This window comes from Chryseosolibacter histidinae (assembly GCF_018598225.1).
Lineage (GTDB): Bacteria > Bacteroidota > Bacteroidia > Cytophagales > Cyclobacteriaceae > Chryseosolibacter > Chryseosolibacter histidini.
This window is the reverse complement of the sequence record NZ_JAHESF010000012.1, coordinates 130,385-145,400: the sequence shown is the minus strand read 5'-3', so window position 1 is coordinate 145,400 and position 15,016 is coordinate 130,385. Positions and strand designations below refer to the sequence as shown.

General features: G+C 49.8%; 13 protein-coding genes and 1 tRNA gene. 4 read left to right on the top strand and 10 right to left on the bottom strand.

Annotated features, from left to right (window positions below; translation table 11 throughout):
* Nucleotides 1-5 precede the first annotated feature (5 nt).
* A complete protein-coding gene (locus KK083_RS13995) occupies nt 6-1,382 on the top strand; it encodes an NADH-quinone oxidoreductase subunit N (protein WP_254163871.1) in 1,377 nt (458 codons plus the stop codon).
* 114 nt (nt 1,383-1,496) lie between these two features.
* Here the strand turns inward: KK083_RS13995 and KK083_RS13990 are convergent, their stop codons facing one another.
* Nucleotides 1,497-1,970, bottom strand: a complete 474-nt coding sequence (locus KK083_RS13990; RefSeq protein WP_254163870.1) for a nuclear transport factor 2 family protein — start codon at nt 1,968-1,970, stop codon at nt 1,497-1,499.
* A 209-nt stretch (nt 1,971-2,179) separates the two neighbouring features.
* Between KK083_RS13990 and KK083_RS13985 the strand changes: the two genes are divergently transcribed.
* A complete protein-coding gene (locus KK083_RS13985) occupies nt 2,180-2,938 on the top strand; it encodes a hypothetical protein (protein WP_254163869.1) in 759 nt (252 codons plus the stop codon).
* On the opposite strand, the gene KK083_RS13980 is transcribed toward KK083_RS13985, so the two are convergent.
* The 5 genes from KK083_RS13980 to KK083_RS13960 form a co-directional block, all read right to left on the bottom strand.
* Nucleotides 2,939-3,469 carry a dihydrofolate reductase family protein gene (locus KK083_RS13980; protein WP_254163868.1) on the bottom strand — a complete coding sequence of 177 codons (531 nt, stop codon included), beginning with the start codon at nt 3,467-3,469 and terminating at the stop codon, nt 2,939-2,941.
* A gap of 3 nt (nt 3,470-3,472) precedes the next feature.
* Nucleotides 3,473-3,670: a hypothetical protein gene (locus KK083_RS13975; protein ID WP_254163867.1), complete on the bottom strand. Its 198-nt coding sequence runs from the start codon at nt 3,668-3,670 to the stop codon at nt 3,473-3,475.
* Nucleotides 3,671-3,890: 220 nt separating this feature from the next.
* Nucleotides 3,891-4,343, bottom strand: coding sequence for a GyrI-like domain-containing protein (locus KK083_RS13970; protein ID WP_254163866.1), 453 nt, complete (start codon nt 4,341-4,343; stop codon nt 3,891-3,893).
* Nucleotides 4,344-4,521: 178 nt separating this feature from the next.
* Nucleotides 4,522-5,484: a helix-turn-helix transcriptional regulator gene (locus KK083_RS13965; RefSeq protein WP_254163865.1), complete on the bottom strand. Its 963-nt coding sequence runs from the start codon at nt 5,482-5,484 to the stop codon at nt 4,522-4,524.
* A gap of 62 nt (nt 5,485-5,546) precedes the next feature.
* Complete coding sequence (locus KK083_RS13960; protein WP_254163864.1) at nt 5,547-7,220, bottom strand: sodium/sugar symporter; 1,674 nt, start codon at nt 7,218-7,220, stop codon at nt 5,547-5,549.
* Nucleotides 7,221-7,434: 214 nt separating this feature from the next.
* On the opposite strand from KK083_RS13960, the gene KK083_RS13955 reads away from it, so the two are divergent.
* A tRNA-Gly gene (locus KK083_RS13955) sits at nt 7,435-7,507 on the top strand.
* A 36-nt stretch (nt 7,508-7,543) separates the two neighbouring features.
* On the opposite strand, the gene KK083_RS13950 is transcribed toward KK083_RS13955, so the two are convergent.
* From KK083_RS13950 to tilS, 3 genes are all read right to left on the bottom strand, one after another.
* Nucleotides 7,544-9,820 (bottom strand): GAF domain-containing protein, encoded by a 2,277-nt coding sequence (locus KK083_RS13950; RefSeq protein ID WP_254163863.1) that lies wholly within the window; start codon nt 9,818-9,820, stop codon nt 7,544-7,546.
* 201 nt (nt 9,821-10,021) lie between these two features.
* Nucleotides 10,022-10,951, bottom strand: a complete 930-nt coding sequence (gene mdh / locus KK083_RS13945) for a malate dehydrogenase (protein ID WP_254163862.1) — start codon at nt 10,949-10,951, stop codon at nt 10,022-10,024.
* 386 nt (nt 10,952-11,337) lie between these two features.
* A complete protein-coding gene (gene tilS / locus KK083_RS13940; RefSeq protein ID WP_254163861.1) occupies nt 11,338-12,687 on the bottom strand; it encodes a tRNA lysidine(34) synthetase TilS in 1,350 nt (449 codons plus the stop codon).
* Nucleotides 12,688-12,749: 62 nt separating this feature from the next.
* On the opposite strand from tilS, the gene KK083_RS13935 reads away from it, so the two are divergent.
* The gene (locus KK083_RS13935) at nt 12,750-14,303 is read left to right on the top strand and encodes an OstA-like protein (RefSeq protein WP_254163860.1); all 1,554 of its coding nucleotides are present in this window, start codon (nt 12,750-12,752) and stop codon (nt 14,301-14,303) included.
* Nucleotides 14,304-14,350: 47 nt separating this feature from the next.
* Here the strand turns inward: KK083_RS13935 and KK083_RS13930 are convergent, their stop codons facing one another.
* Nucleotides 14,351-14,941, bottom strand: a complete 591-nt coding sequence (locus KK083_RS13930) for an outer membrane beta-barrel protein (RefSeq protein WP_254163859.1) — start codon at nt 14,939-14,941, stop codon at nt 14,351-14,353.
* Nucleotides 14,942-15,016: the final 75 nt, after the last annotated feature.

Below are 15,016 nucleotides of genomic sequence, written 5' to 3'. Positions count from 1 at the left end.
TTAACATGAACGCAGTATACATACTTTCAGGATTAGGCATCTTCTCACTTTTGTCTGAGATCTTCAATATCAGGAAGGTCCTGTTCCCTATAGTGCTGCTGGGATTGGCGGCCGCCGCCCTGCTCCTGATCATGGACTGGAATAGTGTTCAGTCGTACTACAGCAACATGCTCACGTTCGATAACTATGCGGTGGCGTTCAGCGCCGGCATCTCGATCGTAGCGCTGCTCTGGTTCATGATGTCTAAAGACTATTTCGAAAACAATACCCACGTTACCGACCATTTCGCGCTGGTGCTGTTCTCGCTCGTAGGTGCCGTGTTTATGGTCTCTTACAGCAATCTGGCCATGCTGTTCCTGGGCATCGAGATCCTGTCTATCTCACTATACATTCTCGCAGGCAGCAAAATGAAAGATCTTTTTTCCAACGAAGCTGCTTTCAAATATTTCCTGATGGGATCTTTTGCCACCGGCTTCCTGCTGTTTGGCATCGCGCTCGTCTACGGGGTAACCGGATCGTTCGATCTCAACATCATCGCCGAGACCGTGGCGGCTCCTTCCGTCAACTTCCCCTCGCTGCTTTACGCCGGCGTGCTGATGATGATGGTTGGATTGGCCTTCAAGATCTCCGCTGTACCGTTCCACTTCTGGGCCCCTGATGTGTATGAAGGTTCACCTACTGTGGTTACTGCTTTCATGTCTACCATCGTGAAGATCGCTGCCTTTGCCGCTTTCTTCCGGTTGTTCTCAACCTGTTTCGCTGCTGTCTCGTCGCAGTGGGTAGATGTGGTGCAGGTGATCACGGTGCTCACCCTGGTGGTCAGCAACATTACTGCGGTATACCAGAACAGCGTTAAAAGAATGCTTGCTTTTTCAAGCGTTGCCCACGCAGGCTATATGCTCATCACGCTGGTGGCATTGAATGAAGTTTCTGACAGCGCCATTTTGTACTACGTTGTATCGTATGCTACAGCTTCCATCGCTGCATTCACCATCCTTCATAATGTGGCCTTCGAAAATGAAAATGTTACCGCAGAAGCTTTTAACGGCCTGGTAAAACGTAATCCGTTCATGGCCTTTACAATGACGGTAGCGTTGTTGTCGCTGGCAGGTATTCCGCCGCTGGCTGGTTTCTTTGCCAAGTACTACATCTTTACAGTTGCCTTCGAAAGCGGGTATGTAGGCCTTGTGCTGCTGGCGATCCTGACGTCGCTGATCGGTATCTATTACTACTTCAGGATCATCATTGCCATGTACCTGAAGTCGTCTGACATCATCACCCCGATCGAAACCCCGCTCCTGCACAGGGTACTCATGGTGATCTGCCTGCTGGCAAGCATTATCCTGGGGGTTGCACCGGATCTGATCATTAGGTTGATTTAGGGATGGTTGTTGTTGGTGAAGGGCCGTTGTTGGTGAAGAACACCAACAACGGCGGGTATACGGTAATCGACTTGAGATTTTCTGTTGGGTAATGCACTGATTACTGATTACTGATTACCGATCACTGCTTACTATAAATTTCTCCAACCTTTTCCGCGCGGTCTTTCTTACTTTATTCCTGATCAGCGGACTCCATCCCAGCAGCACACCGGGCATTCCCAGCGCCATTCGCGACCATCGCCAGAGATCAAAATGATCGTTGTGCCGGTAGATCTTCCCTTCCTTAAATTCAAATGAAGCGTGAATGATGTTATGGACCTTCCGGCCTGTAGCGGTGAATGTATACCACGCCTGCCATACGCACCGGCCGGTTGTTTCGTCTGCAGAAATATCGCTGCAGCTGATCTCCAGGTCTTTTGCCGACGTGATCAGCATTTGCCACATGGCCTTCACTTCTTTCGAGGAGAGCTTCTGAAATACCGGATCGCTGAACATCGCATCAGCGTGATAGGCCTGCTGCATGGCGCGGTAGTCTTTCGCTCCGAATGCTGTGTAAAATTGCTGAATAAGCGCTGCGTTGGGGTGCATATTTTAATTGTCAATGTTCAAGCGGGTTCTTCGAGAGTCCGAATCCTGGAACGTGCTACCGTTCCTGGTTTAGTCAGTCCCCTGCTGAGAGACTCTGACGTGACTATCAAATTTGCACATTTGCACATTGACAATTGACCAATTCCTCCACTTTTCGTAACTTTTAAACACCAGAGCCGGTGATTCACCATCCTTAAAACTGGACTCCTATGAAAACCCTTATTTTTGCCGTCGCCACATTGCTTGGAACAACCGCGTTTGCCCAAAGCTGGGAGCTGGGATCGGGCTTTAACCTGGCGCAGCCCGTTGGAAGCATGACCAGAACCATGAACAATGCTTTTGGTATCGACCTGAATTTTTCACGAAGCTTCAAGGCTCCCTTTTCACTGGGCATCGAGCTTGGCTTCGGCAGCTACGGATCAGAAAAATCGCGGCAGAAATATACCTTCGATGATGGCACCGTAACCGAAACGGATGTGCTGGTCAGCAACGATATCTTCAACGCCCGCATCGCCGGCAGGTATTTTCTGCGCAACGGCAAGCTGATCAACCCCTACCTCGTCGGTAAGCTCGGCATCACTACTTTCAGCACAACCCTTACCATTCAAGATCCCGAAGATGAGTTCAGCTGCCATCCGCTGGAATCAGATGTGCTTTCCAGGGACCATACGTACACCGCTTCTGGTGGCGCAGGCGTGCGTGTAGACTTCAGCTCCATCTTCCGAAAAATGGATGCGGAGCGATTTTATTTCGATCTCAACGCAGTGGCTACACAGGGTGGCAACGTCCGCTATATGAATTCGGAAGTGGATCCGTCGCAACCAGCGCCCGACCAGGATGTAATGGCCAAATTTATCAACACGCAAACACAGGTCATTCACGAGCACCACGTTGGGTATGTTTACAGCAGCCTGCTCAACATGGTCGAGTACAGGTTCGGTGTGATCTGCCGCCTTGGATGGCAGTGATCAGCTGATCACATCATAAGAAAGGTAAACCAGCCCGGTCGAATACGTTTTGGCATCGATCAGCTTCGTTTTGATCCGTTTCTCTATTCCTGAGAACAAGGGCTTTCCCTGTCCCAGCAGGATCGGGTGAACGGCCATACCCAGCTCATCCACCAGTCCGGCGTTCAGCAGGCTCGCCGTGAGCGAAGCGCCACCAAACAACCAGATGTCTTTCCCTTCCATGCTTTTGATCTCTTTTACCTTCTTGACGATATCTCCCGATACAAGCTCAAAGTCCTTGCCTTCCTTCTTCAGCGTATTGGAGAACACGTAGCTCCTGATCCCTTTCCAGTCCCAGGGATTGCCACCCTCCGGCGCTTCAGCGCTCATCATCATTTCATAACTCTTGCGTCCATAGAAGATCGCATCAATACGTTTCAGGAAATCGGTCATGCCGTAATCCTGGTCCGTAAAGCACCAGTCATACTCACCGTTGGGTCCTTCAATAAAACCGTCGAGGCTGACGGCTAATCCTAAGATCACTTTTCTCATGTATTACAGGTTTGATGTATCGACGCCTAATTTTTTAAATTCCCGTTCTCCCTTCGGTGTGATCAGAAAATGTTTGCTTTCCGGGTCTCGTGAGATCCAGCCTAGTTCTTCAAAGCGGGTGGTAAGCCTGTTCCCGAATTTACCACCCATGTGACTGAAACAACTTTTTATGACGTTGGGAGAATCATTTTTTTCTTTCATAACCTATCCGGATTTCGATTTAATACAATGATGATGTAATTGGCATACACTCACATATATAAACGTTTTCATAAAGTTGTAAAAGCATGCGCTATCGACTGCGCGTTGCTCTCAGCAGCGTACGTGAGCAGCAAGGCAAGAAGCCCGATGATGATGCCGACCACAACCAATATTATTCTTTTCATAACACGCCATTGAATTCCCAACAGGCTACTCAGTTTTAATTGATCCCGATCTGGATCTCGGTGACATTGGCTTCCGGATGTTTGAAGTCCGCATTCACATAGATCTCACGGTTAGACGCCAGTGGCGTTAAGTGGTTCGCTTCAATGAATTGCATCAGCTTGCCGTAGCTCTGCGGCATATCCAGCCAGCTGCCTTCATGAATGGCCGATACACATTTAAATGAGTCCGTGCGTTTGAAGTGGAATTTACCGTCGTAAGCTTCGGGCACCTCTCCCACCGGCAGCGCGATCTCCAGCGTAAATGGCTTGGTTAAATCACCTTCAAAACCGAAGTAGTGCCAGTGAACGGGACCTGTGATCGGTAAATTGTATGCTACAGCTTCCTTAAAGAGCTCCTGGCCAACAGGCAGGTAATTCACCAGCTCAGCAACGCTCGCTTCCGTGCGGAAAAAGAGGAAATTAATGGGTTTTACGGCCTTGATCTGCATAACTGTCAATTTTTATGCTAATCAACGGATGACCCATGACAGCCTTATGTCAGCAGAAAACAGGAATTTTCGAAATTTTTTCCCGCGGATCACGCAGATGAACGCAGATTAAAATCCATACCACCAACATCTGCGAAAATCAGCGAAATCCGCGGGAAATGTATTTAGATACCAGCAGCTATTTTAAAACTGCAGTCTTGTAGTGTGCCGTCAGCTCTTCCACCACATCCTCCATCATCTCTTTCAGTTTTTCAGGTCCTTCTATTTCCACCTCGCTGCCGTACATGAGCAGCCACCGGCAGAAATAGCGGAAGTTGCCGATCAGGAAGGTCATTCGAACCGTGTCTTCATGTTCTTCTTCAGAAACAAAGCCGTAATAGTACTTGGCGTTCCTCAGGTATTTCGCTACCGACTTAGTGAAGGTCACCACAACCTTTTCCATATCCTTGTGGGCTTCCATCAGGCTCTGAAAATACTCTTGCAGCGTAAAGAGGTTGCGGGCATCGAACGTTGCGCCGGTATTCTTCAGGGTTTTGATCATGTCTACCCTGAAATCGCGGTAGCCGTTGCGCAGGCGGCACCAGGCTATCATGTGCCAACGTCCGGTGTAGTGTACAATGCCAATGGGCTCCACTTCGCGGGTGGTATGCTCCTGCGTTTTGGAGCAATACTCCATGTGAAGCACATGCTTATGCGATACAGCCTTGGTGATATCGGCCATGAACTCGTTCGGGTAATCCGTGGGCTGATCGGGCAGGCGCCATACCTGGATGGATGACTGAAGGTTTTCAAGGTGATCTTTTTCAGAATCGTTCAGTACGGACTTGATCTTCAGCAGCGCTGACTCATAAGCTTTACGGATGGAATCGTCTGTCATTTTTTCCACCAGCTTCCCCGCTGTGAGCATAGCGCTGGCTTCTTCCTGGCTGAACATCACGGGCGGAAGATGGTAGCCATCTACAATGAAATAACCTTTACCCGCCTCCGAGCCAATGGGCACACCGGCTTCCATCAGCGCTTTCACATCGCGGTATACCGTACGCAGGCTGATCTCGAAACGCTCGGAGATCTCCTCCGCCCTCACAACCTTTTTGGTTTGAAGCTGGATGAGAATAGCGGTGAGGCGGTCGATGCGATTCATAGGCTAAAAATAAAAAAGCCACAGTACAAAAGATACTGTGGCTCTTATAATCTTATGCAGACCTACCAGAAAACGATATAAAGCGCTGCCAGGATACCGCAAACCAACGCAGCACCAATGGCAAAGGCTCCCTGGGGTTTGAACATTGACGGGTCTATTTCCAGTCCTTTCGGATTGTTTTTGCTCTTCTTATCGGCAAGGCTGATGATCACCATGGCGGCTACCACGATGAGGAACACAAAGCCCATCCGGTCGATGAACGGGATCTCGAAAAGGGCAGACTCAGGGTTGAGCACTGCAAACCCGAAGTCACCCAAAAACGACAGGTCCGTCCAGCGGGGCAGAACCTTGAGCAGCAATGAAAGGGGGAAGGTGATCACTGCGCCTACGAGTGCTGCAGTGGCGGTGGTGCGTTTCCAGAAAAATCCGAGAATGAAGATGGCAAAGATGCCGGGGGAAACAAACCCCGTATATTCCTGGATGTACTGGAATCCTCCTTTTTTATCGATACCCATGAAAGGCGCAATGACCATTGCCAGCAGCATCGAGACGAAGATGGCGATGCGGCCTACGTACACCAGCTGTCTTTCGGAGGCGCTGGTATGGAAATATTTTTTATAGATGTCGAGCGTGAAGATCGTTGAGATACTGTTGGCTTTACCGGCCAGCGAAGCTACAATGGCGGCGGTGAGCGCGGCGAAAGCAAGACCTTTCAATCCAACAGGCAGAAGGTTCAACAGTACAGGATAAGCCCTGTCGGGATTCAGCTCGTTGCCCATGATCATTTCCTGCTGGAACATACCTTCCTTGTGCAGCACAAAGGCGGCGATCCCGGGAAGCACCACGATCACCGGCATCAGCAGCTTCAGGAATGCAGCGAAGAGAATTCCATTACGCGCTGTCGGAAGATCGGCACCCAAGGCGCGTTGTGTGATATACTGGTTGCATCCCCAGTAGTTCAGGTTCACGATCCACATACCACCGATCAGGATCGACAGGCCTGGCAGGTCGAGGTAGTTCGTATTCTCCTGGTTGAAGACCATGTGGAAGTGGTCATCGGCATGATTCAGCATCAGTGAAAAACCGTTCAGCACCCCCGTTGTATTATAGTGCTCTGACACGAGGTCGAGCGCCAGGTAAGTGGTGGCAAGACCGCCGAGGATCAGGAAGAACACCTGGATCACGTCAGTGTAACCGATCACTTTCATACCGCCCAGCGTGATGATGATGGCGAAGATGGAAAGCCCTGACATACACACCCAGAAGTTGATACCCGAAATGGTGCTGATGGCCAGCGCTCCCAGGAAGAGGATCGACGTAAGGTTCACGATCACATAGAGCAGCAGCCAGAAGACAGCCATGATCGTGCTCACGGTACCGTTGTAACGATGCGTGAGAAACTGGGGCATGGTGTAGATCTTGTTCTTCAGGTAGATCGGCATAAAGAAGATCGCCACTACCAGCAGCGTGGCCGCGGCCATCCACTCATACGTGGCAATGGCAAGCCCCATCTTAAAGCCGGAGCCTGACATACCGATGAACTGCTCGGCAGAAATGTTGGAGGCGATCAGCGATGCACCGATAGCCCACCACGTGAGCGCGCCCTCTGCCAGGAAGAAATCTTTTGAATCAACCTGTGCTTTCTTCTTTCGCTGGTAAACCCAGTATCCGTAAAAGGCAACGATAAAGAAATAAATGAGAAAGACAATGTAGTCTGCGGTCTGCAACTGCTTCATAGGTTTTAAAACTGGGTTAGGATTGGCAGGGGTTTGCTTTTAAAAGTTTAACTGATAAAAATGAAGCTTTTTTCGAAAGATGCAAAATATTCTATCGTTTGAACTGCAAAAATAATCAGTAAATTGGTTAACGGTAAATGGTAATCAGTATTCGGTTTTGGGAGTCCTGTTACCGGTTAAACTGACGACCGATCACTGATTACCATTCAAAAAAGCGGGAGTAGCTCAGTTGGTAGAGCGGCAGCTTCCCAAGCTGCAGGTCGCGGGTTCGAGACCCGTTTCCCGCTCGATAGTCGTCTAAACCCTTTGAGGGTTTTAAACCCTCAAAGGGTTGTCTTGAGGTTGTTGATCCTTTGCGACACCTCTTCCTCTTTCATAGACGAAAGGATGATCCATCGCACGTCCGGGATGTTCAGCGGCGCAAAGGCATTGAGCGTGGCAATGCCGCGGCTGTTGGTCTCGATCTGTGTATTGGTGATGCCGTTCAGCGCCTTGCTTACCGACTCGAGCTGCAATCTCTCCAGCAGGATGCTCGTACCGGTTTTCCTCACCTGCCGGATCACATCATCGCTATAACCGGTTTTCTCCAGCGACGACAAATATCCCTCCTCATTCTCGATCAGCTCACGCGACACCGTACGAAGTTTGTAATCGTTGCCCACGATCAGTGTTTCACCACTTTCGCCGAGGCCATCCTCCTTCCATTTGTTGTCGCCCGTCAGGATCTGGTTGATCTTGTTGATGGGCATCTGGAAAACCAGAATGCCGATCTTGTGTGCGCCGTCATAGACAGGACACGCAATAAAAGATGCCGGGGCGCGGTATGACGGATCGTAAGGTTCGAAATCAACAAGCCGCACAAACCCTTCGTCGTCGCTCGCCATGGCCTCCTGCACCAGCCGGCCGAAATTGGTGGTGTGATACAATCCTGTGGCAAGGTTGGTGGCGAAATCAACTTCCTTGAACACACTGTAGAGCATATCGCCTGTTGCGCCATCGAGCAGGAAAATATCGTAGTAGCCGAACTTCTCTAAAAAATTCCGGAGAATAGGATGAAAGGCTGCATGTGCCCTGCTGTATTCGCTGCCGTCATTTGCGTCGTTCAGCAGCGATTTCTTCCCGGTAGGAAATGGGTTACCCGAAATGTAAAGATGTTGCAGCACAACCGTGGCGGGCTGTTGCGGAAGAAAATGGTCTGCGGGCAGTGCATGGTCCGTCACGTCGTTCAGCCTGGGCATAAACTCCTGCTCGTAATAATTTTTCAAATTTCCATGCATCACTGAAAGCTCTTGCGCCGAGATCTGCTGGCCGATGGTACCCACCGCACGCCTGAAAGCTTTGATGGCCTCTATGATCATCCTGTCTTCAGAGAAGGTCAGGATCTGGTTGCGGATGATGTCGAAATAATATTCGATGTTTCTTTTTTTGGTAGACGTGATGGACCTGAGCTGATCGAACCTGGAACTGTGGTTCAGCTCCGTAAGCTGTTTGAACAAAGCATTGTACTTGCGGCTGATCTCCTCCTGTGTTGCCTGCAGCTCTTCCTGGTTTTGCCGCAATTCCTCTTCCTGCGAACGCATCTGCTGCGCCTGCACCTGTGATTCTTCCAGGAGTTTTTTTGTATGCTCCGTTGTGCGGAACGACAAAATCGTATGGGCTATGCTCTCGCTGATCTTCTCCACAAAAGCGACCTCATGCGCCTCGAACGTTTTGAACGAGGCGAGCTCCACGATACCCACCACCACTTCCTCCACCTTAAGGGGCACGATCAGCACACACCGTGGATTTTCGTCGCCCAGGCCAGACGTGATGCGCACAAAATCATTGGGCACTTTTTTCAGATAGGTGGTTCTCTTTTCCAGGAACACCTGCCCTACAATGCCCTCTCCTACCGCAATCCTTTTGGTCAGGTGTTTGGTTCGCTTGTAAGCGTAACAGGCCTGCATGTCGAGGTATTCTTCTCCCGTTGTTTCTTTGCTCACGATGAAGATGGCGCCCTGGTTGGCCTTTACGGTCTGCACCAGGTTGATGATGATATCGTTCGACAGGGCTTTCAGATCCTTATGAACGCGCAGCACTTCCATAAAAGCCGCGAGCGATTCGGTTGCCCACTTACGCCGCTGATCTTCTTCCTTGATCCTGATCAGGTTGTCACGCATCGCCAGCAGGGAGTGCCCCAGTTTGTCAGTACCGTTCACGGGCTGGTAAGGCGCATCGAGGTTTCCGGCGCTGATCTGTCCGGCAAACTCGGTCTTGTTCGTCAGCTCCTGGTTCAGCATGTTCATGGCACCTGCAATGGTTGCCACTTCATCATTTCGGGTCACCGGTATCGCAGGCACAGGTTTACCGTGCGAAATATCAACTGCGGCCTCTTTGACGGCCACAATGGAGTCTGTAAGTTTTTTAATAAAAAAAAGTATAATCAGAAAGTAGCCCACAGGCAGTGCCAGCACCAGCGTAAGCGGTACAGGTTTCCGGAGGATATTGTCTTGTGTGTAAAAAACGTAAAACAGGATCGAAACAATCGTTACCAGAAGGGGAAGGAAGGTTATGGCGATCAGTTTTTGCGAAAGCTTTAACCTGCTGGAGCGTGGGATCATTGTGTTTAAAAGACACTTTTTTACAAAATAGAATTTTTTCTGATTTTCCAAAGTGCCCTCAGAGGCTGGTGTGTGTAAGGTCGATAGTCGTCAGATCACCGTCCAGCGCGTTTAGCCCAGCGCAGTGGTCAGACGACGCGCCAAAAAACAAAAATGCCAGGATCTCTCCCGGCATTTTGTTATACGATCACAGATCAGTGCTTATCCAAGTTTGTCAAGCACGTCCATTACTTCTCTTACAGCTTTGCGGCTGGCTTCCATCAATGCTTTCTCTTCCTTGTCGAGGTCGAGCTCAATGATACGCTCCACGCCATTCTTGCCGAGGATTACCGGCACGCCGAGGTAACAATCTTTGATGCCGTATTCACCTTCAAGCTTCACGCACACAGGGAAGATCCTGCGTTGGTCGCGAACGATCGCTTCCACCATCTGTGCTGCTGCTGAACCAGGTGCATACCATGCAGAAGTTCCCATCAGCTTCACCAGCTCGCCGCCGCCTACTTTTGTTCTTTCGAGGATGGCAGTCAGCTTGTCTTTATCGATCAGCTCCGTAACAGGAATGCCTGCTACGGTAGTGTAGCGCGGGAGTGGCACCATGGTGTCGCCATGACCACCCAGCAACATGGCCTGAATATCTTTCGGTGAAATGTTCAGCGCCTCAGCCAGGAACGCGCGATACCTTGCTGTATCCAGGATACCTGCCATACCCATCACCTTGGTGCGGGGCAGTCTCGAGGTAATGTGCGCCTGGTAGGTCATCACATCCAGCGGGTTCGACACCACGATGATGATGGCGTCAGGAGAATTGCGTACGATATTTTCGGTCACCGACTTCACGATGCCTGCGTTCGTGTTAATAAGATCATCGCGGCTCATGCCCGGCTTGCGGGGCAGACCTGACGTGATCACCACCACATCGGAGCCGGCAGTTCTCTTGTAGTCGTTAGTGGCTCCAACAGTGCGGCTGTCATAAAGATCGATGGGAGCTTTTTGCCAGATATCAAGCGACTTGCCTTCGGCCAGACCTTCCTTGATATCGATCAGAACAATTTCATTGGCTATTTCGCGATACGCCAATACATCGGCACAGGTAGCACCAACATTACCAGCGCCAACTACAGTTACTTTCATAAGGATATAGATTTAAGTTTACAGATAGCGGGGTTTTTAAAAGGTCCACAGTCAACACAGGAGAAAAGTAAGCAGTAGGCAATCAACAGTAGGCAAAAAGCTGCTTTCGAATGACACGGCTGTGAACCATGGACAGCGAACTCCGAAAGTTTATGTATAAAGTTGAATATCAAAACGTTACAAAGACAGAATACGTCTTCTCCGTGAAACCGGGCGCCAATTTATCAAATAGTAGGCAGTAGGCAAAATTAGTAGGCAGTAGGCCAATCACGAATCGCTTCGCGATCATGCAGTAGGCAAAGTTTAGGTTTGAAAGGTCATTTACATGCACCGATCATTAGTGCAAACCTGATGGTCTTAACTCCTATTGCCTACTGCTTATTGCCTTATTGCCTACTGCCTACTATTCCCTGCTGCCTACTGTTCAATTGAACGGTCAGAATACGGGAGGTCCCGGCTGTGATCTTATAATGATCATGGATCCTCAGGCCCACCACCCACACAATAACACCCGCCGATTCAAGCACCGTGATCTTTTCTTTTTCAGGAAGCGGGATCTTCAGGTCGATGAAAAAATCACTGAGCTTTTTGGAATGCTGCATGCCCAGCGGAACAAAAGAGTCGCCATGCTGCCAGCACCGCCACACCAGCGGATAGGTGATCTTGTCGAGGTCGAGCTGCGCCAGCAACGGATCTTTAGACAACGTGAACTGCGACCTGGTCTGTACATCAAAATGTAATTCACCATGGCCATTGCTCACCAGCGGCGCCTGTGCTTCGATGGTTACGTCAGCAACATGCGTGTTACTTTTTTCCTGCAGTATGTAAGCCTCGCGGTCTGTGAACAGCTCGTGCGTGGACGAAAAGAATTTTTTCCCTGACTGATGATCTGTTACGATCTCCTGGCACTGCGCAAAGTTGAATCCCTTGTCTTTGATCAGCTCCCATAACATCACGGCCGGCGATGCGGTGCTGTCGATCTCTTTTTTACGGATGATGATGCTACTGTCCGAGGTGGTGATCGCTTCCGCAGCCACGCTGTCGATGTAGTTCCGGGCAAACTGTACGCTGGCGGTAATTCTTTCATTCGTGCTGCGATACGTATGCTCCAGGCCTGGGTTAAGCTCTTTCAGCCGTGGAATGACCTGGTGCCGGATAAAATTCCGCTGGTAATCTTCGGAGGCATTGCTTACATCTTCACGCCATTGTAGCCGGTGCAACCTGGCATACGCCACAAGCATTTCTTTGGTAGCGAAGAGCAGCGGCCTGATGATGCTGCCATTCTTTACCGGCACGCCCTGCAGCCCATCCATGCCTGTGCCTTTTACAAGGTTCAGAATGGTGGTTTCCAGCACATCGTTGAGGTGATGGGCCGTGGCGAGGTAAACATATCCGTGGGCGTGTAACAGGGTATCGAAAAAATCATATCGCAATTGCCGGGCAGCCATTTGTATGGAGAGCCCTGCGGCCACGGCATAGGCGCCTGTGTCAAAACGTTTGTGATGGAACGGCACCCCGAGGGTTGCACATTCCTGGGCCACGAGCGCTTCATCGGCAAGTGAATCGTCTCCCCGCAGCTGAAAATTGCAATGCGCCACACCAACATCAAAGCCCGCTTGCCTGAAAAGATGAAGCATCACCATAGAGTCGATGCCTCCGCTTACTGCCAGAAGGATTTTATCTGTAGTTTTGCAGAGCTCATGGCGGTGGATATGGTTTAATAATTGCTCTACCACGCCCAAATTTACAATTTACGATGTACGAAAAGCGATTTACGCGTCTGATTATCCACAGCCTGGTGCTGATAGTCCTGATATCTTCAACAGGTTCGGTGCTGGCCCAGAAAAGGGTGCGCCTGAAACAGGCCGACGAGGTCCGTGGCGGTGGAAAAAAAGACGATGAAAAATACCAGCGCGTGATCGGCAATGTGATCTTCACCCAGAACAAAACCACCATTTATTGCGATTCCGCACACTTTTACAAACAACGCAACTCCGTGGAAGCATTCGGTCACGTTCATATCGTGGATGGCGACTCGGTTGACATCACCGGTTCCAGGCTGGAGTATGACGGCAATACTAAAAAAGCGAAGCTGCGGAACAAAGTGGTGTTCACGAAGCTCGCCACGGCAACCCTGTACACCGACTACCTCGATTTTTCACGGCCCCAGAACCTGGCCCACTATTTCAACGGGGGAAGACTTGTTGACAGCATCAACGTGCTCACCAGCAGCAAGGGTTATTACAACCTGAACTCGAACCTCGCGTCGTTCAAAAGAAATGTGCGTGTTACCAACCCGGATTATGTGATGACCTCCGACAGTCTCCAGTATAACTCCAGAACGAAGATCATCTATTTCGTTACCGAGACCACGGTGGTGAACAAAGACAGCAGCACCTTTGTGTACAAGGGTGGCTATTACAACACCCAGACCAAGGTCTCGGATGTAAAAAAAGGTACGGGTGAATCAGCCGAGTATACCATCGTAGGCGACAAATACGACCTTGACGGGATCAGGAACATCGGTAAAGTGCGGGGCAACGTGGTGATGACCTCCAAAAAAGAGAACCTGAAAATCTACGGACAGTCTTCCGACTATTTCAAGAACATAGGCATCACCAAGGTTTACAACAACGCCTATGTAGCCAAGGTCACCGACGATAACGATACCCTCTACATCAGCGGCGACACCCTGGTATCCATCGACCATGAAGACGAAAAAAAGAAAAGGCTGCTCGCCTATCACAACGTAAAGATCTTTAAGAAGAATATGCAGGGCGTTGCCGACTCCATTGAATACCGGCCCTCTGACAGCACCATCTACTTTTACAAAAGCCCTATCCTCTGGTCGGAAGGCAACCAGATGACCGCAGACTCTATCCGGATGCTCATTGAGCACAACACCATCAGCAAGATCTTTATGGTGGCCAATTCGTTTGTAATCTCGCAGGATACGGTGCTGAACTTCAATCAGATCAAGGGCCGCAGAATGACGGCGGAGTTCGCCAACAGCAAGATCAACCGGGTATATGTCATGGGCAATGGAGAAAGCCTTTATTATGTGCTGGACGACAAGGACCTGTCGTTTACAGGTATGAACAAGGTGATCTGCAGTAATATGACCATCCGTTTCAAAGATGGCCGGGTGAACAATCTGAGCTTTTATGTAAAGCCCGATGGCCTGTTCATTCCGCCGCACGAGCTCAAACCTGAGCAGCGGAAGCTGAAGGGTTTCAACTGGAAGGGCGATCAAAAACCAGAGAAGGAAGATGTGGTGAAAGGCGCAGCAGCCGTCAAAAGTCCGCCACCTGCTACTTCTACCCCGGTACAAATAAAAAAGGCTGTTCAATAGAACAGCCTTTTTAAATATCCTACACCTTGAAGGCGTAGGATATTTTTTTATTTCCTTCCACCACCGAAGTAGCCACCGATCCTGATACCGATGTAGCTGTTTTTGAATTCAGTGCTAGACACAGTAGAACCGTCTGTAACAACGGCTTTAGTAGCGCCGATGAGGTTGTAGTCGAGGTTCAGCGTGAAGTGACCTGCGTCAAAACCAAGTCTCGGATAGAATCCGAATTTAGTTCCGGCAGATTCAGCGACAGAGGTGCTTGAACCTGCATCGATTGAAGCTTTTGCAATGGAGAACATACCGAAGCCAACACCAACGAAGGGACGGAAGCCGCCATTCATCAGATAGTACTGGCCGTTCAGTGTGTAAGAAGAGATACCTGCAACGTCAAGTGATGCCGAAGTTGCATCAGCAGTTCCCCTGATGATCGCAGCACCTTCGATGCGAAGGTTAGCGAGGATCTGGTCGTTGATCCTGTAGCCAGGTTCTAACGCCCACAGAACACCACCGCTCGCACCTTCACCGCTAGCTTTTGCATAGCCTAAGCCGGTTCCAACGCGAAACTTCTTGTACTCCTGAGCATTCACGGCAACAGCCGCTAAAAGTAAAAAGCAAAGGACACTTGTAATTTTTTTCATAGTCGATTTTAGTTAGTTTATGCAAATGTGCGTGGAAGCGGCAAGGATTAAAAACTAAGTTAAATGATAAACTTA

Excerpts from the sequence above, each read along its gene's own strand:
- KK083_RS13975 (WP_254163867.1), bottom strand. The coding sequence starts at position 3,670 with ATGAAAGAAAAAAATGATTCTCCCAACGTCATAAAAAGTTGTTTCAGT.
- KK083_RS13990 (WP_254163870.1), bottom strand. The coding sequence starts at position 1,970 with ATGCACCCCAACGCAGCGCTTATTCAGCAATTTTACACAGCATTCGGA.
- KK083_RS13995 (WP_254163871.1), top strand. The coding sequence starts at position 6 with ATGAACGCAGTATACATACTTTCAGGATTAGGCATCTTCTCACTTTTG.
- KK083_RS13960 (WP_254163864.1), bottom strand. The coding sequence starts at position 7,220 with ATGAAGCAGTTGCAGACCGCAGACTACATTGTCTTTCTCATTTATTTC.
- mdh (WP_254163862.1), bottom strand. The coding sequence starts at position 10,951 with ATGAAAGTAACTGTAGTTGGCGCTGGTAATGTTGGTGCTACCTGTGCC.
- KK083_RS13930 (WP_254163859.1), bottom strand. The coding sequence starts at position 14,941 with ATGAAAAAAATTACAAGTGTCCTTTGCTTTTTACTTTTAGCGGCTGTT.
- KK083_RS13980 (WP_254163868.1), bottom strand. The coding sequence starts at position 3,469 with ATGAGAAAAGTGATCTTAGGATTAGCCGTCAGCCTCGACGGTTTTATT.
- KK083_RS13985 (WP_254163869.1), top strand. The coding sequence starts at position 2,180 with ATGAAAACCCTTATTTTTGCCGTCGCCACATTGCTTGGAACAACCGCG.
- KK083_RS13970 (WP_254163866.1), bottom strand. The coding sequence starts at position 4,343 with ATGCAGATCAAGGCCGTAAAACCCATTAATTTCCTCTTTTTCCGCACG.
- KK083_RS13965 (WP_254163865.1), bottom strand. The coding sequence starts at position 5,484 with ATGAATCGCATCGACCGCCTCACCGCTATTCTCATCCAGCTTCAAACC.
- KK083_RS13950 (WP_254163863.1), bottom strand. The coding sequence starts at position 9,820 with ATGATCCCACGCTCCAGCAGGTTAAAGCTTTCGCAAAAACTGATCGCC.